The organism is Alteromonas ponticola (assembly GCF_012911815.1).
In the GTDB taxonomy this organism is placed as follows: domain Bacteria; phylum Pseudomonadota; class Gammaproteobacteria; order Enterobacterales; family Alteromonadaceae; genus Alteromonas; species Alteromonas ponticola.
In genome coordinates this window covers 474,659-499,519 of the sequence record NZ_JAATNW010000002.1, presented here as the reverse complement: position 1 = coordinate 499,519, position 24,861 = coordinate 474,659, and the positions used below count along the sequence as shown (strand labels likewise).

Here is a 24,861-nt window from a genome sequence, read left to right as displayed (position 1 = left end):
CTCGATACTTTTATTATTAGTGGTCAGATGTTGTTAACGACAGACTCGCACTGAAAAACGAAAAGTGTCACAATCAGAATGAGCCGACGAGCAATGTATTATTTATATGAGTGAGCTATTTTCAAGCCTTTCTGTGCAAGAGTCCAGTACCGATAAAATTATCGCCATAGGCGAGATGCTTAAAGCACGCTCATGGAATGTCAGTTGCGCCGAATCATGCACCGGTGGGGGGGTGGCTTACAGTTTCACCTCGATAGCGGGCAGTTCAGACTGGTTTAAGCAAAGTTGGGTTACCTATTCTAACGATGCGAAACAGGTTCTGTTGGGTGTTAACAACGAAACATTAACCCGCTTTGGTGCGGTGTCTGAAGCGACAGTTAAAGAGATGGCGGTGGGCTGCGCGCGTAATGCTAAAGCTAATATTGCGATCGCAGTCAGCGGCATTGCCGGGCCGGGAGGGGGCAGTGCTGAAAAGCCGGTCGGCACCGTTTGGTTTGGTTTTTGGCTGGCAGGTGAAGCTATCCAGCTGCGCCATATATTTAACGGTGATCGAAATGCTGTGCGGAATCAGGCAATTGCCTTTTGTATTGATTTTCTGCACCAATGGCTGGTTGATCATCCGCACTAATGCTTTAAAATTTCTTCCATTCCGCTGCAAATAAAACTTGAGCTGTATAATTATACAGTATAGTATTGCGTGCAATTTCACTTATACCTGTCTGGCATTCAACAATGAAGAGCCAGAAAGATTACATTCTTGAGGATGCTATCGTGAACGATAACAAACAAAAAGCACTTAGCGCCGCTGTTGGTCAGATTGAAAAGCAGTTTGGTAAGGGCGCGATAATGCGTCTTGGTGATAATCAGGCGATGGATATTGAAGCCATTTCCACTGGCTCGCTTACAATTGATATTGCGCTGGGTATAGGTGGTTTACCTTGTGGTCGCGTGGTTGAAATTTACGGCCCGGAATCATCGGGTAAAACAACGCTGACATTACAAGTTATCGCTGAAGCGCAGAAAAAGGGTAAAACCTGCGCATTCGTCGATGCCGAGCATGCTTTGGATCCAGTCTATGCAGAAAAGCTGGGCGTGAACATTGATGACTTATTGGTTTCGCAGCCTGATACCGGTGAGCAGGCCCTGGAAATTTGCGATATGTTAGTACGTTCTGGTGCGGTTGATGTGGTTATTGTTGACTCAGTTGCAGCCTTGACACCGAAAGCTGAAATTGAAGGTGAAATGGGTGACTCACATGTTGGTCTGCAAGCCCGTTTAATGTCACAGGCGCTGCGTAAGTTGACGGGTAATATCAAGCGCTCAAATACGTTATGTATCTTCATCAACCAAATCCGTATGAAGATTGGGGTGATGTTTGGTAACCCTGAAACCACTACCGGTGGTAATGCGCTTAAGTTCTATTCATCGGTTCGTTTAGACATCCGTCGTATTGGTGCGGTGAAAGAAGGTGATGAAGTGGTGGGTAATGAAACCCGCGTTAAAGTGGTTAAAAATAAAGTGGCACCGCCATTTAAACAGGCCGAGTTTATGATCCGATACGGTGAAGGGATCAGCAAGGAAGCCGAACTGATTGACCTGGGCGTCCAACAAAAGCTGGTAGACAAAGCCGGTGCCTGGTACAGCTATAAAGGGGATCGTATTGGTCAGGGTAAAGCTAATGTGATGAAGTTCTTGAAAGAGAACCCAGAAATAGCAGCAGAAATCGAAACTAAGATACGCGCAGAACTATTACTGGACAAAAAGCATAAAGTTGAAGAACCTGTGGGTGAGTCTGACGACGCATAATCATGGTGCTGGGGTGATGCGTCTGCGCGCATCACTTTTGAAATACCTCTTCCTATTTTTTTGGCGCTTTATCCGTTTTTGGATAAAGCGCTTTTTTTTAACAAACCATTCAGTTAGACGGTTTCATTGACAGGCGGATTTGTGTCATTCCACCCTTGCGGCGTTTTACCCTGCAATACATACGAGTAGGCAATGAGTTCGGCGATAACATAATACAGCGTTTCCGGGATTTCCTGACCGAGATCTAACGTGGCAAGCGCTTCACTAAGATACGGATCTTCATGGATCAATACACCACTTTCTTTCGCCAGTGTAATAATTTCTTCTGCCAGTTCACCAAACCCTTTAGCAACAACTTTAGGCGCTTGTTTGTCGCCTTTATTGCCATATCTTAAACCGATAGCACGCTTATTTTTATCTTTCATGCATGCGTCTCAAATAGCTGATAAGGATTGTCACTGAGCGTTTCAGGAATTTTTCCGCGCTGACAACTTGAGTGTTCGATGGTGAGCCCTAGCGCTGAAAGTCGCTTGAGCAAAATTGGCAGCGTTTCCTGGACTTTGGCAAGTAATACATCTGAAGATGTGTACAGATTCAGGTTCAGACTGGTAGCCGTAACTTTACTTTTGACCAGCAATTTGCCCAACTCATCAATGTCCAATTTCATCGTAAAATTCCACACCTTTGCGCTATTGTCCTGGCTATTATCGGCATCCGTATGTTGTTCTTCGCGTTTCAAGAGCACTTCGGGCGGCGCCTGGCTCTGACTATTCACTGGCAACACATAGTAAAAACTGTCTTGCCCCTGGATGCGGTTTTCAAGATTGATGAGTTTTTGCTGACGGTGATTAGCAAGCAGTGTCTTGATGTTTTCCAGCATTTGACGCTGCCCATCCAGCCTGGAAAACTCCTGACTGACTCTAGCTGCGGAGCCGGTTGCGCCCGCCTGACTCATACTTTTATGTAAAAAAGACCCGGTATCGTCAGCTAATGCGCCCAGATGTGGTTGATTGCGGATCGCGCGACCTGCGAATGTCATCTGCAATACCGCAACCAATCCACTGACAAACCCCGATTGTGTCACCGGCGATGTTAATGCCTGACTGTTAATGGGTAACGAGGGACTTGAAAAGAGTGCTTGCAAGGCTTGAACCGTAGGCGCTTTTGCATTGGGGTCAGATGTGCTCGTGGGAGCCAGGCCTTTAAGCGCACCACTTTCCTCTGCGCCAAACCCCTGGGTAAGTTGTTGCGCAAATCCGCGCATCAATGCCGACATGGCGGGCGACGTTTGATTGCCAGAGGTACTCAGTGTGGTAATTAATTGATTCAACGCTTCTCGGGTTGAACCAATTTCATTAAGCAAACGACGTGAAAGCTGCAGAATGGCTTCATGAATTTGGTTTTTACTCATCGTATCAATGGTTTGCGAAACAGGCGCTGACGATTGTGTTGTGTTGGTCAAATTTTGTTGATGTGATGACTCTATCGGTATTAGTAACGGTAATGTTTTGGCCTGTTGCAGATTGGTCAACAGCGGCAGGGCATTTGTACCTGCCTTCGATAAGGCCAATTGGGCAATAGCCTGACTATTAAGGGTTGTGACCGAAAGCTGGTTGTTCCGCATTGAAAGTGTTATCTGAGCAGATTGACCTGCACTGAGAGTAGCAACCCCTGCTTTGTCCAGAATCCCCTGCAACACCTGGGGTGAAATAGTTAGCCCTGTCGCCATTTGTAAGCGCGTAAACTGTTGCACCAGCGCATGGTTAGCAGCTAGTTTACTGTCACCAATCACGGTACTGTCAGGCGCCGAAGAGGCAAGGTTGGCCGTGAATGTGTTGGCTGAACTTTGGCTTAAGGTAAGCTGAACCTTGTCGCCCTGGGCCAAATTGACAGCTTGGTTGAGGGTAATATTAACGCTGGGATTGCCCTGTACTCCCAGTCGTAGTGATAACTGGTTACCTTGCACATGGTTAACCGTTGCCTGAATTGAATTGGTAGACGCCACCGCACTGGCAGGAACGAGTCGGGTAACCGCTTCGGCAATTTTACTGGCCTGTTCCGGGCTGATAACAGTGCGTTGAGCAGAAGTGATATGTTCAACTAGCACCGGCTTGGCGGTTGAGGCCATCGAGGTTCTGGCTAACTGATGTTGCGCTTTTTCATTATAGGTAAAGTTGATCGGCACTTTTACCTCAAATGCACCCGCACTACCTGTACCTTGTGATTGTATCCGCATTACGCTTTCCGGCAGCCGTGCTAACGCAACCCTGGCCTGTAATTGCGCCGCACTATTGGCCTGCGCAGTGGACGCGCCTGCATCCGTGCTTTTGGTTAAGCCGCCACCATTGAGTGGGATATTGAAATTCATGTACAGGCTTACCTAATTTACAAACATTTCTTACTGGGTGTAATTCAGTTACTGATGAAATTCTGAGAGTATCACGAAATAGCGACAACTCAACCAATGAAGATTGGTATTACCTTCGGATATGATAGAATGCCTGCCGATTTTTTATTCTCAGCGTGCGGAGCAAGGGTTGTCTGGTCTGATAGGAAATAATTTAACCTGCTACAAACAGGACAGATGTTTATTTCAAAATCTCAACATCCATTTGCAATCTGGCGAATTGGTCCATCTGAGAGGACCAAATGGCGCTGGGAAGACTTCACTCATGCGAATTCTGGTCGGCCTGACCTCCCCTGAAAAGGGCGGTGTACGTTGCAACGGATTGGATATATCGACACCTGCAATTGCCAAAGATATGGTATTCATTGGCCATAAACCGGGATTAAACGGTTTATTAAGTGCAGAAGAAAATCTGATGTATTGGAGCGCTCAGCATGAAATTGCTGTGTCCAGCACGGCTATTCATGAGGTGCTTGAAAGCCTGAGCCTGGTGGGAATGGAAGAAATCCCGGTTAAAAACTTATCTGCAGGCCAACAACGCCGAGTGGCATTGGCCAGACTGTGGCTTAAGCCGGCTACCTTTTGGCTGCTTGATGAACCATTCACTTCGTTGGATACCGAAGGTATAGCGATGATGGAGACTGTCTTTGCCAGGCACGTAAGCCGACATGGCGCAATTCTGATGACATCGCATCAATCACTTTCTGAGCGTGCTGGTCCGTTTCGTATTGAGCAACTGGAATATCAGCTATGAGGGCATTGTATAAGGGGATTATCAAACGAGACCTGGAACTGGCTTTCAGGCAGAAGTCAGAGTTGATGCAACCGTTAATGTTTTTGCTCGTGGTTGTCACACTGTTTCCGCTTGGCATTGGGCCAGGACCGGATACCCTGCAGCGTATCGGCCCCGGCGTAATCTGGGTTGCAGCGATTCTGTCATCACTGTTAGGCATGGAGCGACTTTTCCGCGATGATTTCGCAGATGGCTCGTTAGAACAAATGCAATTAAGCGGATTGCCGCTATATCAGATAGCCCTGTGTAAAATTATTACTCACTGGTTGGTTAGCTTCACGCCGTTGCTGATGTTATCCCCACTACTGGCATTGTTCCTGAATTTAACCCTGTCGATGTATGTCGCGCTCTTAATCACCTTATTACTGGGGACACCGGTAATTTCTCTGATCGGCGCCATTGCCGTAGGACTTACCACCGGTCTGCAACGAGGTAGCTTGTTGCTGGCGTTATTATTAATCCCTATTTTTATCCCTTTACTAATTTTTGCCACCTCTGCGGTGGAATCTGCTGCAATGCAATTACCTTACGGGCCACAAATTGCTATCATAGCGGCAATAATGTTAGTGGCGCTTGCGTTATCGCCGTTCGCCGTGTCGTATGCTTTAAAGGTTAGTCAGAACTAATGTGGAAATGGTTACATCCCTACGCGAAAACAGAAAGCGCTTATCAGCTTTGCAGTAGCCTGAAGCCCTGGTTGTGGGGTGGGGCACTACTATCTCTGGCAGTTGGAACTGTGTGGGGGCTGGCCTTTGCCCCTGCAGACTATCAACAAGGCGACTCGTTTCGCATTATTTATATTCACGTACCCTCAGCCATATTATCAATGGGCACCTACGTGGCCATGGCGGTTGCGGCGTTAGTCGGCATTGTGTGGCAGTGGCGTACTGCGTTTATGTCGATGATAGCAATGGCCCCAGTTGGCGCATTGATGACATTCATCGCTCTGTTTACCGGTGCTGCCTGGGGAAAGCCTATGTGGGGCGCGTGGTGGGTGTGGGATGCACGACTAACGTCTGAGTTAATCTTATTGTTCCTCTATTTTGGCGTGATGGCCTTGTATGTCGCTTTTGACGACAAGCAACAGGCCGGGAAGGCTGCCGGTGTGATGGCGTTGGTAGGGGTAGTCAATGTACCCATTATTCATTATTCGGTTGAATGGTGGAACACGCTACACCAAGGAGCAACGATCAGTAAATTCGATACGCCTTCGATTGCACCTGAAATGTTGTGGCCGTTGTTAATTAACTTGCTGGGCTTTGCGCTTTTTATCGCCGCGGTGACCGTTGTCAGATTGCAAAATGAAATCCTTCGTCGCGAAATTCATCGCCCATGGGTGCAACAGCTTGCTGCCAGCCGGCTTGAACAGAAGAAAGTGGAGCCGCGTCATGCAGTTTGAATCGCTTCAAACCTTCTTCCAAATGGGAGGTTACGCGTTCTATGTCTGGCTTTCTTTCGGCGTCACGTTGTTTGCCATGGTTGCCCTCGTCATCCAAAGCCTGCTGCAGCGTAAGCAGCTGTTAAAGCAGGTACTGAAGGAGCAGCGCAGACGCGAACGCATTAAACAGGCACGACAATCAAAGTCTGTTGTTCCAAATCAACCATTCGATTCATAAGAGACGTGAAACATGAATCCAAGAAGACAATCCCGATTAATTGTGGTTATAGCCGTAGGAAGCTTAATAGCAGGGGCTATTGGGTTAATGCTCTACGCGCTGACCGACAGTATTGATTTATTTTATACTCCATCTGAGGTGATTGAAGGTAAAGCCGGACAACATCCGCAAGTGGGGCAGCGTCTGCGCATTGGCGGGCTGGTAGTTCCGGGAACCGTAGTACGTGATGCTACCTCCCTGGCGGTTTCGTTTGATTTAGTCGATACCGGTCCCAAAGTGACGGTGGTGTACGATGGCATACTGCCCGACCTGTTTCGTGAGGGGCAGGGTATTGTTGCCACCGGTGTTTTAGTCGATAAAACCACCATCAACGCTGAAGAAGTACTGGCAAAGCACGATGAAGAATATATGCCTCCTGAACTGGCTGAAAAGATGAAAGGGATCAAGCACGTCAAACCTGAACAAGGAGCAACAAGCCTGTGATCCCTGAATTAGGAAATGTCGCACTGGTACTGGCTCTGGTATCCTCCATCCTGCTAGCTGTTTACCCATTATGGGGCGCATTTAAACAGCACGATGCATTAATGGCGACTGCTCGTCCGCTTGCTTCGGCAATGTTTTTATTTACACTGTTATCCTTCATCGCGCTGGTTTACGCCTTTGTTACCGACGACTTCAGTGTGGCTTACGTAGCTCATCACTCCAGTACAGCGTTACCCGCTTATTACAAAGTGACGGCGGTATGGGGCGGCCATGAGGGGTCATTCTTATTGTGGGTGCTGATGCTGGCGTCATGGACGCTGGCTGTTTCAATCTTCAGCAAGGGTATTCCTGCTGCCATGGTTGCCAGAGTGTTATCCGTACTGGGGCTGGTTAGTATTGGCTTTTATCTGTTTATTTTACTGACCTCAAACCCTTTTGACAGTCTGTTGCCTTTCTTTCCGGTTGATGGAGAAGACTTAAATCCGCTGTTGCAGGATTTCGGCATGATTATTCATCCGCCGATGTTGTATATGGGCTATGTGGGCTTTGCTGTGGCGTTTGCGTTTGCGGTGTCAGCGCTGATTTCCGGGCAACTGGATTCAACCTGGGCGCGTTGGGCGCGGCCTTGGGTGATTGCTGCCTGGTGTTTTTTAAGTGTGGGAATGGCGTTAGGCAGCTGGTGGGCATACTACGAACTGGGCTGGGGCGGCTGGTGGTTCTGGGACCCGGTAGAGAACGCGTCGTTTATGCCGTGGTTAGTGGGAACCGCGCTTATGCATTCCCTGGCGGTGACTGAAAAGCGAAAAGTTTTCAAATCGTGGACAGTTTTACTGGCGATCGCCGCTTTTTCACTCAGTTTATTGGGTACCTTTTTAGTCCGCTCCGGGGTGATTGTTTCTGTGCATTCCTTCGCCAGCGACCCTGCGCGGGGGTTGTTTATCCTGACCATTTTAATTATTTTGTCGGGCCTGGCATTGGTGTTGTTTGCTCTGCGTTCTTCACAGCTAAATAGCCAGGGACGCTATGAATGGTTTTCCAAAGAAACGCTGTTGATGGGGAATAATATCTTTTTACTGGCCGCCACCCTGGTGGTGTTTCTGGGCACGATATTACCGTTAGTGCACAAAGAGATTGGCTTAGGCTCGATCTCAGTGGGTGCGCCGTTTTTTAATCAGATGTTCACTTTGTTAATTGTACCTTTTGTGGCGTTTTTAGGTCTGGGCCCCATTAGTCGATGGAAAAATCAGTCGCTTAAGGCGCTTCAGAATCAGCTATTGTTTGCGCTCGGGCTTAGTGTAACCGCTGCTATTTTGATTAATGCAGCAGCCTACGACGAGCCCACCTATTTTGCTGCGTTCGGATTAGTGTTGTCATTCTGGGTGCTGGTGACCAGTGTACAGGAGGTGCTCCAGCGCACGTCGGCGATGGGACACGAGACGTCGCTATTCAATCGTTTGCTGAAGCTTCCGCGCAGTCACTGGGGAATGACATTAGGTCATTTAGGTTTTGCAGTAAGTTTAATTGGCATCACTCTGGTATCCAATTATGACCTGGAGAAAGACATCAGGATGTTACCGGGGGAGCAGGTGCAATTGGGAGGATATGATTTCCGCTTCAATAGTGTGCGCGACGTGGAAGGCCCTAATTACAATTCGCAGATGGGCTCATTCGATGTATTCGAGTCCGGCGAAAAGATTGTTCATCTTGAACCAGAAAAGCGCCAGTATCTACGCAATCAAATGCCCATGACCGAAGCAGCAATTTATTCAACGCTAGGCGACGATCTGTTCATTGCATTAGGCGAGCCGCTGGAAGGCAAAGCATGGGCGGTGAGGATTTATATAAAACCGTTTGTGGCATGGATATGGGCGGGCGCTTTCATCATGGCGGTAGGTGGTTTCGTTTCCATTACGGATAAGCGATACAGAGTTGCTAAAGTTGCCGCAACCAAAAAGCTCATGAATAAATTGCGCTATAAAACAGTAGGAGATAGTGCATGAGAAAAATTACCTTACTTTCACTACCTCTCATTGGGTTTTGTTTACTTATCGTCTTTCTTTATAAGGGATTATTTTCTGATCCCCGCGCGTTAGATTCGCAAATCAGTAACCAGCCGGTTCCTCAGTTTACTTTGCCCGACTTGCTGGATAGTAACATCACCTACACGCCCGATGTGTTTAAGAACAAAGTGACAATTTTAAATGTGTGGGGCGTTTGGTGTATCACCTGTGCAATTGAGTTACCCTACCTGACCCAGTTAAAAGAAACGCAAAATGTACGCTTTGTGGGCCTGTACTTTGATCAGGATCTTGATCCCGATTTTGGTGAAAAATCGCTTCCGCAAATACAGCAGGAAGTGAAAACCATGCTGAGCAAGTATGGAAACCCCTACGAATTTAACATTTTTGATATTGCACGGGAAACGGCACTTGACCTTGGCGTGACCGGTGCGCCAGAACATTTTCTGATTGATAAAAGTGGCGTGGTGCGTATGCATCATGTTGGCGATATCAACGAGCGCGTATGGCAGAATAAACTAAAGCCCGTCTATCAGACATTGCTGCAGGAACCTGACAGGAGATTTTCCGGTGAAAACTAGTGCCGTAATCAGCTTGTTTGCTCTACTTGCCTGTGTGTTCTTCAGCAATGCATACGCGGCAAAGGACAGGTATGAGTTTGATGATCCCGCCCAGCGAGAAGTGTTCCTCAAACTCACTGCAGAACTGCGTTGCCCTATGTGTCAAAACCAAAACATCGCTGACTCGGATGCCATGATTGCACAGGACATGCGGCGAAAAGTCTTCCGGCTATTGCAGCAGGGAAAATCTGAACAAGAAGTCATCAATTTTATGAAGTCTCGCTATGGCGACTTCATTTATTACCAACCGCCTGTCACCATTGGCACCATCTGGTTGTGGTTATTACCTGTTACCTTTGCTGTCATCGCGCTGGCCTTGCTGGTATTTCGAAAAAAACAGCAACGCGTTGACAACAGTGCAGAAAAGTTAGCGCAGGCTGAACGTATTTTGAATCAGGATAAACAATGAGCTGGATGACGTTCATTATCGCAACCCTGTTGCTTACATTGTTATTGGTTTTTTTAATTTCGCTGCCGTGGTGGAGAAAAAACACAACAAGTCCAACAGAATCGGTTAACACTAAAATTGTTAAACAACGACTGGCAGAAATTGAAGCCGAAGTAGAGCAAGGGCTTATTTCACCGCAAGACAGTGAACAAGCCATTAATGAACTCAAACTTGCACTGGTAGATGAAACCAATGAGACCCAGACCACATCCATTCAAACTGGTCTGGTACTAGCCGTTGGTGCGGGTCTGGCACTGCTGGTTGGTGGAACTACCTACCACTATGCTAATCAGCTATCACAGGTCAAACTGGCCAAAGATGCCATTGATGCATTACCGGGATTAAGTGAAAAACTGGCGGATGGGTCTGCCAGTGACTTCACGCCGCAGGACATGACCGCACTAACTCTGGCTATCCGTCAGCGGTTACGCGTAGACCCAACCGACGTGCAGGGCTGGATGTATCTTGGCAGGTTGTGGATGGCCGCAGGTCAGCAAAAACAAGCAATAGATTCGTTAGAAAAGGCGACTCAGGTTGCGCCGGACAATGTGATGGTCAATGTGGCATTTGCACAAATGCTAACGGCAACGGGAGAAGCCACCAGCCTGCGCAAAGCACAAGGTATTTTGATGCAGCTGATTGCGCAGTTTCCGGAAAATGACAACTTTGCATTGTTGATGGCAGTTGCTTCAGCGCAATTGGGTGACATGCAAAATGCGAAGTTGCATTTTAACCAGATTAAAGCAAAGCTTTCACCGCAAAGCGATATTTATAAAGAGCTTGTTACCCGCATTGAAGGCGCTGATTCATCACAGACCGATAACAGCACATCGAAAACGGGATTCGCGCTGACCATAGACATTGCCGATGGCGTTGCAGATAAGATTCCGGAGGATGGCTACCTGATTGTTTTTGCGCAGGATGCGGATTCCGATAACAGGATGCCTGCGGCGGTGGTCAAGTTGCCGTTATCCCAGTTTCCCCGCCAACTTTCACTGACGAATGACAACGCCATGATGTCCGGATATTCGCTCGAGCGGTTAGAAAATGTGAAACTGATGGCACGCATTTCTGCCGATGAAGATGTGATGCCAACCACGGGCGAACTGGAAGGTCAGACAATTGCTGAAGTAATTAACGGTTCAATGATTAAATTATCCATCACCATCGACAAGGAACTACTGTGAGCGTTCAACGTAAGTCAATTTTTATCATTCTGTTTTTCGTCATCGCTGGCTTATCTGGCTGTGCCAGTGCGCCTGACACACAGCGAAATGCAGAAGGAAACGAAGCGGTAGACGTGTATTCTGACCCGAAAGATCCGTTTGAATCGGTTAACCGGGAAATATGGGAATTTAATTGGGAAGTCCTTGATGCATACCTTATTCGACCGGTCACCGTTGGCTACGTTGAAGTGATGCCTCAATTTGCCAGAACAGGTTTATCTAATGCCGCGGAAAATCTTGAGGAGCCAGGTAACTTTTTCAACAATATGTTTCAGGGTAAGGTTGCTCCTGGTCTCGATAGTTTATTACGGTTTATTTTAAACTCAACCGTCGGTTTGTTTGGAACGATCGATGTTGCAGGAAAACTTGGCATCGCACGGCAGGAAGAAGATTTTGGCGAGGTCCTCGGTGTGTGGGGGCTGGAAACGGGCCCTTACTTAATGATCCCAGCCAGAGGGCCAAGTGATGTAAGAAGTCTAAGCGGCGATATAGTCGATGGAATGTATTATCCGCTTACCATTCTGGATACCAATCTGGCGATCGCCCGATTTGTGATTAAGGGGCTGGAAGCACGCGCCTCGTTGATCCCTCAGGAGGAGCAGGTAAAACAAGCAATCGATGATTATGCGTTTGTAAAAAATGCATACTTTGAAAACTTGAAGTTCAAAGTCACGGATGGAAAAAGTGGTGAAGAAAATCTCGAAGAAGATGAACTTGAAGATTTCGAAGAATTTGAATCTCTGTTGGAAGACTATGAAATTGAAGCAGAAAACTAATTCTGTAGAAAAATTAATGTTTATAACTTTCTAAAAAATAATCAAAAAATCCTTCCCTCTGCTAGCGGGTGATATTCGATTGCTCGCTTGGCACAAAAATCGCTATATGTAGTTAGTTCTCGGCACCGTTAAACATTTTTAATGTATGCGGCGTCGGTGCCTACGCCTGTCAGTGCATTGTATGCGCTACAACAGATTGAATTCAGGTGTACAGGTTCAGAGCAAGGCTACTGCCCCTCTGCACGCAATAGACTTAATAAACGCTACATCAAAAATACGAAAAACCGTTTGATTTAGCGCCAAACATAACACTTATAGTTGTAAGGACTAATCATGAAGCACACCAAGTTAATTCCGATTCTTATGGTGTCAGCATTAATCGCCGCCTGCGGTGGTGGTGGCGGTGGTGGTGACGCTGGAGGAGGCAATGGCGGCGGTGGTGGAAACCCGCCCGCAAACCAGGCTCCTACAATCTCTGTTGACCAAAATTTTAGTGTAGAGGCCAACAGTGACATCACCATCACTGCGACTGTAAGCGATAGCGATGGTCAAATCGATTCGTTTGAATGGGAAGTGACCAGCTCACAAAATATTTCCTTGTCTGGTGCAGACACTAACTCTGTAACTTTTACAGCACCAGATGTAAATAGCACTGAGGAAGTAAAATTAAGACTGACCGCTACAGATGATGACGGTGCTACGGCAAGGGCTAACGTTACCGTTACCGTATTCCCTGAAGGCGAGGCTCCCCCTCCCACAGCACGAACCACACTAACCCTGCAAGGGGAAGTATTAGACAGCACAGATATTTCAACGGTTACCGTTTTATTGGATGGTGAAGAGTTTTCTGCCGACACTGAAATGACTACCAGTACCACGTTCGAAGTAGCCATAGATGTTCAGGGTGCCGAACGTGAGAAGTTTCTGGCTTTAAAAGGGACTGGTAGTGCTGAAAGTTCGCACGTTGGACTGATTTCGCTGGTAGGTAAAGTGAATGATCTGATTGTGCAGGCACAAGGTGATGCCACGTTAACTGCCGATGAAAATTTTATGGTTAATTTGTCTTCTCTGACGACGGCGAAATACAGTCTGTTTAAACAGACAGACAGTTCAAACACTACCTCTGTGAACGGTTATGTGAAAGGAATGTCTAATTTCAAACCTATCGCGTTCCATAATTGGGCCTCTGCGGTAGTGATTGCAAATACTTATGGTGATGGTTCAGGTTCGCTGGCGCTACCGTCTGGTATCGACAACACAGCTGAATTGGCTGATTCGCCTGAGCTAATGGCGATGTACGTTCAGGACGTATTTTACAGCGCAGAGTTTGGTGGCGATGAAAATGACGCTGGCGTAAAAGCGGCCTTGTTTACGGATCCAAAGTATTTCACTGAAGTATCGAAATTAGGTGCACCTTTCACACTATATTTCAATCCACAAGATGGCCTTAACTACACCTTCAGACCAGGCAACGGTCTAAGCCATAGCATGGTGTTTAATGCGGATGGCACTGGGCGTATGAACCAATACTCGTTCACTTGGGAATTTAATGCCTTCGGTGATACCAATGAAGGTGTGTATGTGGCGGAATTCGATGATGCAGGCCACAGTGTATCGACTCGATCCAATCAGGAAGTAAGAGTCGGTATCGCCTCTGTCGCAGTCTTATTAATGGATGAGCCGGTAAAAGGACGTGCCAATGTGTATGTAATCACCGACTTTGAAGAGAAGGTGGGCAGTGGTTCTTATAATGTCATAAACAGAACCCAGGATGTACATAACGTTTCCATCGTAAAAGAAGCGTTACCTGAACTAGCGAGTACGGTTTACCTTCCGTTACCCAAAAATAAATTGAATTCCTCCTATATCCTGGAGAATAGTATTCAATTGGCTGCTGAAACGCAGTATGAAGAATTCCAGTTGAACTCCAATAACACCGGTAAAGCAGTACTGACTAATCAGGACATTACCTGGAATGTAGAAGGTGACAGCCTTAAAATTTCCGGTATGACCCATTACAATGCTGACGACCCTTATTTCACCGCTGATGATACTTTGTCTTATGAGGTGGTCACTAATCGCCAGGGTCATCAGATCGTCAGTACGACGGTTGAAAAGGAAGGTGAATCCAATCACGTTCTGGTTTCAACCGGTACTGGCGTGATGTCAGGAGATGAAATAGCCTGGACCAGTGAAAGTGCTGTCGGATTCTATGTGGGTAATTTCAGAACTGCGGGCACCAGACCGTTCGATACATTCTATATTGCGTTAAAAGCCAATGGCGATGCGGATGTTTTCACTGGCGACGACTCGAATGAAGATGGCAAGTTAGTGGAAAGTGATGTCGTGCAAGATGACGAAGTCACTGCCAAATATGGCAAGTGGGAAATCGTTGACGGTGCGCTGGTAATTAGAACATACGATTTGAGCAGAATTGGTACTTCAGACCCAGATTGTAGAGCGCCTGACGCAATTCCAGACTGTCGGTTAGCCGAAACCAGAACCTTGACCAAGGTGTCTGAGTCTGATGATCAACTGATACTGTTAAACAATCGTTATCAGCACCAGAATGATATTGCGATAAACCTGCAAGACATTGAAGTAAATACCATTCTGTCATTAACGAAAGCCAGTTCAGCACCTGTTGAAATTGAATTCCGAAATTAATTAACTCCCTGACGAGCTAGCTGAAAAGCCTGTTGCAACCTGCAACAGGCTTTTTTTTGTTTGAAAGCTTTGGCATAAAATAGCTGGACGATACTGAACCGGACGATTGTTCCTGGTTGATGCGTAACAAAAATTGCTTCAGGCTGGTTCGAGTTGCTCTGCGGCAAGCTGCAAAGATATGGTAGCTATACCGGAAGAATGAAGCGAAATGAAGGCACATCAACGCAATAAGATGTGCCTTGGGAGGGGGGGATGTTAGACAGCGTATCCGTTAGGATTGTTAGACTGCCAGCGCCAGATATCCTCGCACATGGCTTCAAGATCTTTATCAGCGTGCCAATTCAGCTCTTTGGCCGCCAACGTTGGATCCGCATAACAGGACGCCACATCGCCGCTGCGCCTGGGCGCAATTTTATACGGCACCTGTTTACCCGATGCCTTCTCAAATGCCTTAATCATTTCTAGCACTGAATAGCCCTGACCGGTACCTAAGTTATAGATATCAAGGCCCATATTTAATGCCAGGCGATCGAGTGCCTTTAAATGGCCGTTGGCAAGATCTTCAACATGGATATAGTCACGCACTCCGGTTCCGTCTGGTGTGTCGTAATCATCTCCAAACACACTTAACTCTTTTAGTTTCCCAGTGGCAACCTGTGAAATGTATGGCATCAGATTATTTGGAATGCCATTGGGATCTTCGCCAATGCGTCCTGATATATGCGCACCTACAGGATTGAAATAGCGCAAAAGAACAATATTCCAATCGTTGTCCGACTTAAACACGTCCGTCAGGATGTGCTCGACCATCAACTTTGACATTCCATAAGGGTTGGTAGGCTGGCCGGTAGACATAGACTCACGTAACGGTAACGAGGCGGGGTCACCATACACTGTAGCGGATGAACTAAAAACGATATTTTTAACATTGTGTCGTTGCATTACATTGCACAGCGTCAGAGTGCCATATACGTTGTTCTCGTAATACTGCATGGGTTTTTCCACTGACTCACCCACCGCTTTTAGTCCGGCAAAATGAATCACTGAACCAATATCGTTTTCACTGAAAATATTTTCCAGAACTGATTGATCGCGTATATCGCCTTCAACAAATGTCAGTGACTTGCCGGTAATTTCTTCAACGCGACGTAGCGACTCAACACTTGAATTGGTCAGGTTGTCCAGCACAACAACCGGGTAACCCTGCTCAAGTAACTGCAGTGTTGTGTGGCTACCAATATATCCTGCTCCCCCGGTGACTAGTACCGACTTCATTATGACTCCTTGGAATTGGGGTTAGTGGTTAAATATTTTGCACTTAACGAATATTGTATGGGCTTTACCAATAGCGGATAAAGCATAATGATCACAGCGGCCCAAAGTATGGAGGTCCAGTCATCTGCCGTTCTAAGCAATAAGGCAAAGACCGGACAAATAATCAATAACTTCATTATATTCAACAGCATTCGTTCAGGAACGGAGAGTGATTTGGCTGCTTCATCAAGATACTTCATACGCTCTGTAAGCGTCAAACCCTGTAGCGCCGGAATGTGCTTAGTTGAAAAATAAAATGCCATTTTTACCTCGTAAAAAAACCGCTGAGGTATTGTTATACACAGCGGTTTATATGGAGTAATTAACTATTTGGATCTACTTAAACTAGCCTTGCTGAGACACCGGGTGCGGTTCTGCAAGGTGTTCTTTTTGGTCCAGTTTTTCCCACTTACGTGTTTTCAGCGTAAGCAACAGTACGACAATACCAATGGCAATGCTGAACAGGCTTATCTGAATAAAGAGGTTTGGCATTTGATCCAGACGCTCTGGGTTAAAGTTTCCTGCCAACAAGCCAGCAATTACATTCCCAATTGAGTAGGTTAATACAAACACACCCATCATCTGCCCCGCAAAACGTTTCGGTGACAATTTACTGACAGCACTGAGCGCTACCGGGCTTAAACATAGCTCACCCACGGTGTGCAGGAAGTAGGTCATGACCAGCCAGTAAGGCGCCACTTTCAAGCCGCTGGCAGCGAGCTGAGCAGCGAAGAACATCACGATAAAGCCACTGGCCATAATAATCAGCCCGATAGCACATTTAGCGCCGTAAGACGGATCGATCATTCGTTTACCCAGATTGATCCACAGCGCGGCAAAGAAAGGAGAAAGTAAAATAATAAAAAAGGAGTTAGCTGACTGGAACCAGGGTGCCGGAATTTCGAAATCACCTAACATTCTATCAGTGTAATCGCGCCCGAACAGGTTAAGTGACGAGCCTGCCTGTTCAAACCCTGCCCAAAAGCACGCTGAGGCGATACAGATAAGAAATAGCGCGCCCATGCGTCTTTTTTCGACGCCATTAAGTTCACCAAAAAAGAATATGCCGCCGAAATAGAGTAGAAAGGTAACGGTAAATACCACCGCCACTTGCTCAGCCAGGGTGACCGGATTGATTGTCACCATACCCTGGAAAACCAGGAATGTGGTGATGGCAAGACCAGCTAAGAACGCAATAATGGCTGTCCAGCTCAATTTCTTGGCTAAGGGAGAAATCGCAACCGTAGGCTCACTTGACTCGCCCCCAAGTTTATCCTGAGTCATTCTGTACTGTATTAAGCCAATCGCCATGCCCACGGCGGCGGCACCAAATGCCCAGTGATATCCCTGGTTGACTTGCAACCAGCCACACACCAGGTATCCAATTACCGAGCCTATATTGATTCCCATGTAATAAATGGTATAGCCACTGTCGCGGCGGGTATCTTCGTCAGAATAGAGCTGGCCAACGATCGCACCGATATTGGGTTTGAGCAATCCTGTACCCAACACAACCAGAATTAAACCGATAAAAAAGCTCCATTCGGCTGGAATTGCCAGCACAATGTGACCGGTCATTATGATAATGCCACCATACCAGACGGCTTTTTGCCCTCCGATCAGTCGGTCAGCAATCCATCCACCGGGTAAGCCCATGAAATAGACCGCGCCGGTGTACAAACCATAGATAGCGGTGGCAGTAGCAACGGTAAATGCCAGGCCTTCTTCCTGCAAACTGGCGGTCATGAAAAGAACGAGCAAGGCACGCATGCCGTAGTAACTCATACGTTCCCACATTTCGGTAAAGAATAAAGTCTGGAGCCCCCCGGGGTGTCCGAAGAAGCTGGTATCGTTAGAATTTTTCATTGTTTACATCTTGTTCCGTAGAAATATTATTGTTGTGATATTTTTTTTGCTGACCTCAATGATCTGCGCATGCTTGTCCTCAGCGTATGACGAAAAGCATGTTTCGAGAGTCGTCTTTTGTCAAAGATAGCCCGTTATACTAGAGGATATGGGCCGTTACAAGCGCCCGATACAACTTTATCGATGAATAGTTATGCCGATTGCGAGGGGAAATAAAAGAAAAGCGCAAAGCAGGGTGTTAAGCGTCTGCTGTGTATGAGAATTTAGCCAATACCACAGAAAACAGACTGCATGAGCCAGGTTTTGCGTGGTTTGAACAGTTTCTGTGTTTAATGGTTACACATGGTCTCGTTAAGAGTTTTTAGCAAATTCGCCGTGTTGTATTATCAACACATCAACCTGCGATCCTTTTCCATCAGTTGAAACAATGATACGAATCGTGTCTTCCTCACCCATTAACAAGGTGTAATCGTTGAACGTTGACATCACTTTCAGTGAAGGGATGGTTGACTGAAAATGCTGGATCATCGTGTCTTTATTCGCTGGAGAGAAAAACACCATTGAGGCTGGGGTATCGGTATCGAATAATTGGCACTGTTTCGCATCGGTGGGTAAATCAACGGTAAAAAATGAACCGGGACAATTAACCGTTTCTGGCTGAGATAGCGCATTATCAGCAGCATGACTCATATGAGTGAACGCCAACCCCATCACTATCAGACTGGTTTTGAGTAATTTGTGCATCATCGCCCCGATTTTATACTGCTTTTTCGTAAGATAACTATAGTGGCTGAAAGGAGTCGGGGCAACGACTTTACCGCCCTTAAAGGTATGAGAAAGGGCGGTAAAGTATAGGCTGATTGTACTTTATTGCCGACGTGGCTTACACGTGAAGAAAATCTAAAATGCCGTTGGCGGCTTTCCGTCCTTCATCAATGGCAGTTACCACCAGGTCACTGCCCCGAACCATATCGCCACCGGCAAAAATCTGTGGATTTGAGGTCTGATAGGCAAACTTGCCGTTGGCAGGTGCGCGCACCCGGCCTTTTTCATCCAGAATTATACCGAAATTTCCAAACCAGCCTGCAGGACTGGGCTGAAATCCGAAGGCGATGATAACGGCGTCAGCTTCAAGAATATGTTCTGAATCAGCCACTTCCACAGGGCGACGTCGTCCATACGCATCAGCCGGTCCCATGGTGGTTTTTACCAGTTTTACGCCAACCGCATCACCTTGTGCATTGGTTACAATGTCAAGCGGTTGCAGGTTAAACTTGAACTCCACGCCTTCTTCGCGGGCATTCACGACCTCGCGTCGGGAGCCAGGCATACTTTCTTCATCACGACGATATGCGCAGATAACGCTTTTCGCACCCTGCCGAATTGAAGTACGCACGCAATCCATGGTGGTATCGCCACCTCCCAACACCACCACTTTTTTACCTTTCATGTCGATGAAGTCGGCCGGATTTTTCTCCAGTCCCATAACCCTGTTAGTATTGGCGATTAAGAAGGGCAGGGCGTCAAAAACCCCGTTGGCTTTTTCGTTCTCAAATCCGCCCTGCATCGAAGTATAGGTTCCCATCCCCAAAAACACGGCATCGTATTCCTCGATTAGCGTTTCAAAAGGAATATCTTTACCAATTTCGGTATTCAGTTTGAATTCGACACCCATTTCAGTAAAAATTTCGCGACGAAGCTTGATAACGTCCTTTTCGAGTTTGAATGAGGGAATACCAAAGGTGAGTAATCCACCGATTTCTTCGTAACGATCAAATACAACAGGTTTGACACCATTACGAACCAGAATGTCGGCGCACGCCAGGCCTGCTGGGCCTGCTCCCACAATAGCCACCTTTTTATCGGTCCACTCTACATCTGACATATCCGGGCGCCAACCCATTTTGAACGCGGTGTCGGTAATGTACTTTTCGATGCTGCCAATAGTTACCGCACCAAAATCATCGTTGAGGGTGCAGGCGCCTTCGCACAGTCTGTCTTGCGGACACACACGTCCGCAGACTTCAGGCAAGCTGTTGGTTTTGTGCGATAACTCAGCGGCTTCTATAATTCGCCCTTCGTTAGCCAGATTAAGCCATTGCGGAATATAATTGTGTACCGGGCACTTCCATTCACAATACGGATTACCGCAATCCAGACAACGGTCAGCCTGACCTTCCGTTTGCGATTTGGTCAACGGCTGGTAAATTTCACCAAACTCTGATTTTCTCATCGTGATTGGCTTTTTGGGTGGGTCGATTCGCTCAACATCCACAAATTGATAAACATTCTTTGCCATAAGCCCTCCGATTACTGCGCTTCTACTCGTAGTTCTGCACTCGAGCGACTAATGTGGCCTAGCAGATTTTTAACGTCACTGGTTTTAGGTTTCACCAGCTTAAATTTCTTCAACGATGCGGCGAAATTAGTGAGTAGTGATAACGCGAATTCGCTGCCGGTTTCTTCGTAATGCTGATTGATCAGACCACGTAAGTGCTCCGCCAGAATGACTTTATCTTCAATTGATAATACTTCTACCAGTGCAGGGTTAACGCGATTATCCAAGTCATTTTTGCTGTCATACAAATAGGCAAATCCACCTGTCATGCCTGCACCAAAGTTGACCCCAATATCGCCTAAAACAGCAACAATACCGCCTGTCATATATTCACAGCCATTGTCGCCAATGCCCTCTACTACAGCGATGGCCCCTGAATTGCGCACACCAAAACGTTCTCCGGCGCGACCGGCTGCAAATAATTTACCACCAGTGGCACCATACAAGCAGGTGTTACCCATAATGGCGCTATTGTGAGTGTCATACTTTACGTGTGCAGGAGGATAGATAACCAGTTTACCAGCCGTCATACCTTTGCCCACATAATCATTGGCATCACCTTCAAGACGCATATGCAGACCACCGGCGTTCCATACCCCAAAGCTCTGGCCAGCGGTACCGGTGAACTGAATGCAAACTGGGTGATCTTCCATGCCGTTATTACCGTGGTGGCGAGCAATAAAGCCCGACAACATCGCACCTACTGACCGGTCGGTGTTGCGGATAGGGTAGTTTAACTGTCGGCCTGAAGACGATTCCACTGCATTACGTGCGTCATCGATGATACGGGCATTTAATTCGCCTTTATCCATCGGTATATTGGTGGTCTCAGAACAGAATAAACGGGTATGGTCGCCGGCTTTGGGGGTGGCCAGCAATGGCGATAAATCCAATTTATTCTGCTTGGCCGTAATGCCCTGTCTGGGCGCTAACAATTCAGTGCGACCGACGAGTTCGTCAAATCGACGAATACCCAACTCAGCCATGATCTCTCTGACCTCCTGCGCGATAAATTTAAAGTAATTCATCACCATTTCAGGTAAGCCTATAAAATACTCGTCCCGGAGCTTCTGATCTTGCGTGGCCACGCCGGTAGCGCAATTATTCAAATGGCAAATACGCAGATATTTACAGCCTAGCGCCACCATCGGGCCAGTGCCGAAACCAAAACTTTCAGCGCCTAACATCGCCGCTTTGATTACGTCTAAGCCGGTTTTCAGGCCGCCGTCTGTTTGCACCCGCACTTTATGGCGCAGGCCGTTTTCGACCAGCGCCTGCTGCGATTCAGCCAAACCCAGTTCGAAAGGGCTGCCTGCATATTTAACCGACGTCAGCGGGCTGGCGCCCGTGCCGCCATCGTAGCCCGAGATAGTGATAAGGTCGGCATATGCTTTGGCTACACCGGTAGCAACTGTTCCCACTCCGGGCTCTGATACCAGCTTGACCGAAATTAACGCGGTCGGGTTTACCTGTTTCAAATCAAAAATCAGCTGGGCTAAATCTTCAATTGAATAAATATCATGATGCGGAGGAGGTGATATCAAGGTGACGCCGGGCACCGAAAAACGCAGCTGGGCGATATATTTATTGACCTTGTCGCCGGGAAGTTGTCCTCCTTCACCCGGTTTTGCACCCTGCGCGACTTTTATCTGAATCACATTGGCGTTTATCAGATAATGTGGTGTCACACCAAAGCGACCGGACGCCACCTGTTTAATTTTAGAGTTCTTTTCAGTGCCAAAGCGTGAAGGGTGTTCGCCACCTTCCCCCGAGTTCGATTGTCCACCGAGGCGGTTCATGGCAATGGCTAACGCTTCATGGGCTTCAGGGCTCAGGGCACCAATAGACATGGCGGCGGTATCAAAACGGGAAAACAGGTTTTCTGCGGGTTCAACTTCGCTTATATCGATCGGATCATTAGCCGAACCGATCTGCAGCAAATCCCGAAGATGTGCTGGTGAGCGTTCGTTAACCAATTGGGCAAATACTTTATAGTCATCATAATTACCGCTGACCACGGCTTTTTGTAACGAAGTCACCACATCCGGGTTATACGCATGATATTCACCATCATGTACGTACTTGAGCAGTCCGCCGTGCGAAATGGATTTGCGTTTAAGCCAGGCAATGCGGGAAAGATTTAGCTGATCCTGCTCAAAATCTTCAAAGCCTGCACCCTGAATGCGTGAAGGAATGCCATTAAAACATAGCTTAACTACCTCCTGATTTATGCCAATGGCTTCAAACAGTTTTGCGCTGCGATAACTGGCGACAGTACTGATGCCCATTTTGGACATGATTTTGTATAAGCCTTTGCTGATACCCTGACGGTAGTTCAATGTAGCCTGCATGACTGGGATGTCCAGCTCGCCTTTCTCGCATAGCTGTTCAATGGTCTCGTAAGCCAGAAAGGGATATATCGCGGTCGCACCCAGGCCTATAAGTACAGCAAAATGGTGTGGATCACGGGCTGCCGCAGTTTCCACCACAATATTGGCGTCACAACGCAATGCTTTATCGATTAAACGACGTTGCACTGCACCCACAGCCATCGCGGCCGGGATGGGCAACGTACTCTTTTTAATTTGACGATCAGATAAAATTACAAATGCAGCGCGCTTCTTCTTAACCAGGTATTCCACTTCGTTGCATATCCGTTCCACCGCTTTTTTTAAGCCTTCCTCCGCGGTGTATTGCAATTCAACTTTTTCAGAATAGTAATGCTCCGGATTAAATTCTCTCAGCTGTTTTAAATCGGTATACATTAATATGGGCGAATTGAACAACACCCGGTTGGCATAACCAGACGTCTCGTTAAACACGTTCTGTTCGCGACCAATACAGGTTGCTAACGACATAACATGGTTTTCCCGCAGGGGATCAATCGGCGGATTGGTCACCTGAGCGAATTGCTGACGAAAGTAATCAAATAAGGTGCGATGTTTAGAAGACAACACGGCCATTGGCGTATCGTCGCCCATTGAACCTACTGCTTCCTGACCATCTTTCGCAAGTACTTTGATAATTTGCTGAATTTCTTCGTAGCTGTAATTAAACAGTTTGTGGTACACCGCCATCATATCGTCGTCGAATACGCGTTTACCAATGGCAGACGCGTCCATTTGTTCGATTGGAGTTAAGCGGCGAATATGCTTTTGCAGCCATTCGGCGTAGGGATGACGGGCCTTAAGATCGTCATCAATCTCGTTAGAACGCCAGATTTTGCCTGTGTAGGTATCTACCGCTAGCATCTCACCCGGGCCGACGCGTCCTTTCTCGACCACATTGTGTTCAGAGTAGTCCCAGATGCCAATTTCTGAAGCCAGTGTGATAAAACCATTATCTGTGATCACATAACGGGCCGGGCGCAAACCGTTGCGATCCAGATTACACGCAACGTGGCGACCATTGGTTAACACAATGCCTGCGGGTCCGTCCCAGGGCTCCATATGCATTGAATTAAATTCATAGAAAGCGCGTAAGTCGGCATCCATGGTCTGGTTATTCTGGTACGCGGGTGGAACTAACAATCGCATTGCCCGAAATAAGTCCATCCCACCTGCCAGAAAGAGCTCGAGCATATTGTCCAATGAAGACGAGTCGGAGCCTTGGGTATTAACAAACGGCGCGGCATCTTTAAGATCCGGGATCAGCGGGGTTGCAAACTTGCCGGTGCGCGCCATCGCCCAGTCACGATTGCCCTTAATAGTATTGATTTCACCATTATGGGCCAGAAAGCGGAAGGGCTGTGCAAGCGGCCAGCGCGGCAAGGTGTTGGTTGAAAAGCGCTGATGGAATACGCAAATTGCACTTTGCATGCGTTCATCGGCTAGATCAGTAAAAAACGTGGGCAAGTCTTTTGGCATCACCAGCCCTTTATACACAGTGACTAAACCGGACAGACACGCGATATAAAATTCTTCATCGTTTTCGAGACGTTTTTCGGTGCGCCTGCGGATCATATAAAGACGGCGTTCAAGATCTTTTTTGCGCCAACCGGGCGGCGCATTGACAAACACTTGTTCAATTTGAGGAACACCCGTTAATGCCAGCTCGCCTAATACACTTTTGTCTACCGGAACCTGACGCCAGCCAGCCACGCCTAAGGTTTCTTTCTCAAGCTCTTCATTAAGGATGGCTTTTGCGGCTGAGGCTTTTTCTTCGTCCTGACTGAGAAAAATCATTCCCACACCGTATTTTTTGCTTAACTTCCAGCCATTTTCTTGCGCAACTGACTGAAAAAACGCATCCGGTTTCTGTAATAGCAGACCACAGCCATCGCCAGTTTTGCCGTCGGCTGCAATACCGCCTCGATGCTGCATTCTGTCCAACCCATGAATAGCAGTGGTAACCAGTTCATGGCTGGCTTCGCCATTTAGGTGGGCGATCAATCCGAAACCACAATTGTCCCGTGAGTCATTGGGATTGTATAAACTCATTATCTGCTCCTTCAACCATGCATAGGTAGGGTACAACGCTGCAC

The 24,861-nt window shown here is 47.2% G+C and carries 21 protein-coding genes; 13 read left to right on the top strand and 8 right to left on the bottom strand.

What is annotated here, in order from left to right; translation table 11 throughout:
* Positions 1-106: 106 nt before the first annotated feature.
* On the top strand, positions 107-628 hold the full coding sequence (locus tag HCJ96_RS04705; protein ID WP_169209875.1) for a CinA family protein: 522 nt from the start codon (positions 107-109) through the stop codon (positions 626-628).
* Between the two features lie 143 nt (positions 629-771).
* Positions 772-1,806, top strand: coding sequence for a recombinase RecA (gene recA / locus HCJ96_RS04700; protein ID WP_169209932.1), 1,035 nt, complete (start codon positions 772-774; stop codon positions 1,804-1,806).
* Positions 1,807-1,919: 113 nt separating this feature from the next.
* On the opposite strand, the gene HCJ96_RS04695 is transcribed toward recA, so the two are convergent.
* Positions 1,920-2,231 (bottom strand): EscU/YscU/HrcU family type III secretion system export apparatus switch protein, encoded by a 312-nt coding sequence (locus HCJ96_RS04695; protein ID WP_169209874.1) that lies wholly within the window; start codon positions 2,229-2,231, stop codon positions 1,920-1,922.
* Positions 2,228-4,174 (bottom strand): flagellar hook-length control protein FliK, encoded by a 1,947-nt coding sequence (locus HCJ96_RS04690; RefSeq protein WP_169209873.1) that lies wholly within the window; start codon positions 4,172-4,174, stop codon positions 2,228-2,230. Before HCJ96_RS04690 ends, HCJ96_RS04695 begins: the two co-directional genes overlap by 4 nt.
* 121 nt (positions 4,175-4,295) lie before the next feature.
* On the opposite strand from HCJ96_RS04690, the gene ccmA reads away from it, so the two are divergent.
* The 11 genes from ccmA (at position 4,296) to HCJ96_RS04635 (ending at position 14,860) form a co-directional block, all read left to right on the top strand.
* Positions 4,296-4,967, top strand: a complete 672-nt coding sequence (gene ccmA, locus HCJ96_RS04685; RefSeq protein ID WP_169209872.1) for a cytochrome c biogenesis heme-transporting ATPase CcmA — start codon at positions 4,296-4,298, stop codon at positions 4,965-4,967.
* The gene (gene ccmB, locus HCJ96_RS04680; protein ID WP_169209871.1) at positions 4,964-5,632 is read left to right on the top strand and encodes a heme exporter protein CcmB; all 669 of its coding nucleotides are present in this window, start codon (positions 4,964-4,966) and stop codon (positions 5,630-5,632) included. The genes ccmA and ccmB overlap by 4 nt, the downstream gene beginning before the upstream one ends.
* Entirely contained in the window at positions 5,632-6,405 is a 774-nt protein-coding gene (locus tag HCJ96_RS04675) for a heme ABC transporter permease (protein ID WP_169209870.1), read from the top strand. Before ccmB ends, HCJ96_RS04675 begins: the two co-directional genes overlap by 1 nt.
* Positions 6,395-6,622 (top strand): heme exporter protein CcmD, encoded by a 228-nt coding sequence (gene ccmD, locus HCJ96_RS04670; protein WP_169209869.1) that lies wholly within the window; start codon positions 6,395-6,397, stop codon positions 6,620-6,622. The genes HCJ96_RS04675 and ccmD overlap by 11 nt, the downstream gene beginning before the upstream one ends.
* Positions 6,623-6,634: 12 nt before the next feature.
* Positions 6,635-7,105 carry a cytochrome c maturation protein CcmE gene (gene ccmE, locus HCJ96_RS04665; protein ID WP_169209868.1) on the top strand — a complete coding sequence of 157 codons (471 nt, stop codon included), beginning with the start codon at positions 6,635-6,637 and terminating at the stop codon, positions 7,103-7,105.
* The gene (locus tag HCJ96_RS04660) at positions 7,102-9,105 is read left to right on the top strand and encodes a heme lyase CcmF/NrfE family subunit (protein ID WP_169209867.1); all 2,004 of its coding nucleotides are present in this window, start codon (positions 7,102-7,104) and stop codon (positions 9,103-9,105) included. Before ccmE ends, HCJ96_RS04660 begins: the two co-directional genes overlap by 4 nt.
* The gene (locus HCJ96_RS04655; protein WP_169209866.1) at positions 9,102-9,704 is read left to right on the top strand and encodes a redoxin family protein; all 603 of its coding nucleotides are present in this window, start codon (positions 9,102-9,104) and stop codon (positions 9,702-9,704) included. Before HCJ96_RS04660 ends, HCJ96_RS04655 begins: the two co-directional genes overlap by 4 nt.
* Entirely contained in the window at positions 9,694-10,152 is a 459-nt protein-coding gene (locus HCJ96_RS04650; RefSeq protein WP_425483730.1) for a cytochrome c-type biogenesis protein, read from the top strand. Before HCJ96_RS04655 ends, HCJ96_RS04650 begins: the two co-directional genes overlap by 11 nt.
* Positions 10,149-11,378 carry a c-type cytochrome biogenesis protein CcmI gene (gene ccmI, locus HCJ96_RS04645; protein ID WP_169209865.1) on the top strand — a complete coding sequence of 410 codons (1,230 nt, stop codon included), beginning with the start codon at positions 10,149-10,151 and terminating at the stop codon, positions 11,376-11,378. Before HCJ96_RS04650 ends, ccmI begins: the two co-directional genes overlap by 4 nt.
* Positions 11,375-12,193, top strand: coding sequence for an MlaA family lipoprotein (locus tag HCJ96_RS04640; protein WP_343034656.1), 819 nt, complete (start codon positions 11,375-11,377; stop codon positions 12,191-12,193). Before ccmI ends, HCJ96_RS04640 begins: the two co-directional genes overlap by 4 nt.
* A 333-nt stretch (positions 12,194-12,526) precedes the next feature.
* Positions 12,527-14,860, top strand: a complete 2,334-nt coding sequence (locus HCJ96_RS04635; RefSeq protein ID WP_169209864.1) for a PKD domain-containing protein — start codon at positions 12,527-12,529, stop codon at positions 14,858-14,860.
* Between the two features lie 255 nt (positions 14,861-15,115).
* Here HCJ96_RS04635 and galE read toward each other — a convergent pair whose 3' ends face one another.
* The 6 genes from galE to gltB form a co-directional block, all read right to left on the bottom strand.
* On the bottom strand, positions 15,116-16,135 hold the full coding sequence (gene galE, locus HCJ96_RS04630) for a UDP-glucose 4-epimerase GalE (protein ID WP_169209863.1): 1,020 nt from the start codon (positions 16,133-16,135) through the stop codon (positions 15,116-15,118).
* Positions 16,135-16,437, bottom strand: coding sequence for a DUF6170 family protein (locus HCJ96_RS04625; protein ID WP_169209862.1), 303 nt, complete (start codon positions 16,435-16,437; stop codon positions 16,135-16,137). The genes galE and HCJ96_RS04625 overlap by 1 nt, the downstream gene beginning before the upstream one ends.
* Positions 16,438-16,519: 82 nt before the next feature.
* Complete coding sequence (locus HCJ96_RS04620) at positions 16,520-18,040, bottom strand: peptide MFS transporter (protein ID WP_169209861.1); 1,521 nt, start codon at positions 18,038-18,040, stop codon at positions 16,520-16,522.
* 351 nt (positions 18,041-18,391) lie between these two features.
* Positions 18,392-18,787, bottom strand: a complete 396-nt coding sequence (locus HCJ96_RS04615) for a hypothetical protein (protein ID WP_169209860.1) — start codon at positions 18,785-18,787, stop codon at positions 18,392-18,394.
* Between the two features lie 136 nt (positions 18,788-18,923).
* A complete protein-coding gene (locus tag HCJ96_RS04610; protein WP_169209859.1) occupies positions 18,924-20,339 on the bottom strand; it encodes an FAD-dependent oxidoreductase in 1,416 nt (471 codons plus the stop codon).
* Between the two features lie 11 nt (positions 20,340-20,350).
* Positions 20,351-24,817, bottom strand: a complete 4,467-nt coding sequence (gltB, locus tag HCJ96_RS04605; RefSeq protein WP_169209858.1) for a glutamate synthase large subunit — start codon at positions 24,815-24,817, stop codon at positions 20,351-20,353.
* Positions 24,818-24,861: the final 44 nt, after the last annotated feature.

Coding starts and splice junctions, on each gene's coding strand:
- HCJ96_RS04675 (WP_169209870.1), top strand. CDS start 5,632: ATGTGGAAATGGTTACATCCCTACGCGAAAACAGAAAGCGCTTATCAG.
- ccmD (WP_169209869.1), top strand. CDS start 6,395: ATGCAGTTTGAATCGCTTCAAACCTTCTTCCAAATGGGAGGTTACGCG.
- HCJ96_RS04620 (WP_169209861.1), bottom strand. CDS start 18,040: ATGAAAAATTCTAACGATACCAGCTTCTTCGGACACCCCGGGGGGCTC.
- HCJ96_RS04625 (WP_169209862.1), bottom strand. CDS start 16,437: ATGGCATTTTATTTTTCAACTAAGCACATTCCGGCGCTACAGGGTTTG.
- ccmE (WP_169209868.1), top strand. CDS start 6,635: ATGAATCCAAGAAGACAATCCCGATTAATTGTGGTTATAGCCGTAGGA.
- HCJ96_RS04705 (WP_169209875.1), top strand. CDS start 107: ATGAGTGAGCTATTTTCAAGCCTTTCTGTGCAAGAGTCCAGTACCGAT.
- HCJ96_RS04610 (WP_169209859.1), bottom strand. CDS start 20,339: ATGGCAAAGAATGTTTATCAATTTGTGGATGTTGAGCGAATCGACCCA.
- HCJ96_RS04635 (WP_169209864.1), top strand. CDS start 12,527: ATGAAGCACACCAAGTTAATTCCGATTCTTATGGTGTCAGCATTAATC.
- HCJ96_RS04655 (WP_169209866.1), top strand. CDS start 9,102: ATGAGAAAAATTACCTTACTTTCACTACCTCTCATTGGGTTTTGTTTA.
- ccmA (WP_169209872.1), top strand. CDS start 4,296: ATGATAGAATGCCTGCCGATTTTTTATTCTCAGCGTGCGGAGCAAGGG.
- ccmB (WP_169209871.1), top strand. CDS start 4,964: ATGAGGGCATTGTATAAGGGGATTATCAAACGAGACCTGGAACTGGCT.
- ccmI (WP_169209865.1), top strand. CDS start 10,149: ATGAGCTGGATGACGTTCATTATCGCAACCCTGTTGCTTACATTGTTA.
- gltB (WP_169209858.1), bottom strand. CDS start 24,817: ATGAGTTTATACAATCCCAATGACTCACGGGACAATTGTGGTTTCGGA.
- HCJ96_RS04615 (WP_169209860.1), bottom strand. CDS start 18,787: ATGATGCACAAATTACTCAAAACCAGTCTGATAGTGATGGGGTTGGCG.
- HCJ96_RS04695 (WP_169209874.1), bottom strand. CDS start 2,231: ATGAAAGATAAAAATAAGCGTGCTATCGGTTTAAGATATGGCAATAAA.
- HCJ96_RS04690 (WP_169209873.1), bottom strand. CDS start 4,174: ATGAATTTCAATATCCCACTCAATGGTGGCGGCTTAACCAAAAGCACG.
- galE (WP_169209863.1), bottom strand. CDS start 16,135: ATGAAGTCGGTACTAGTCACCGGGGGAGCAGGATATATTGGTAGCCAC.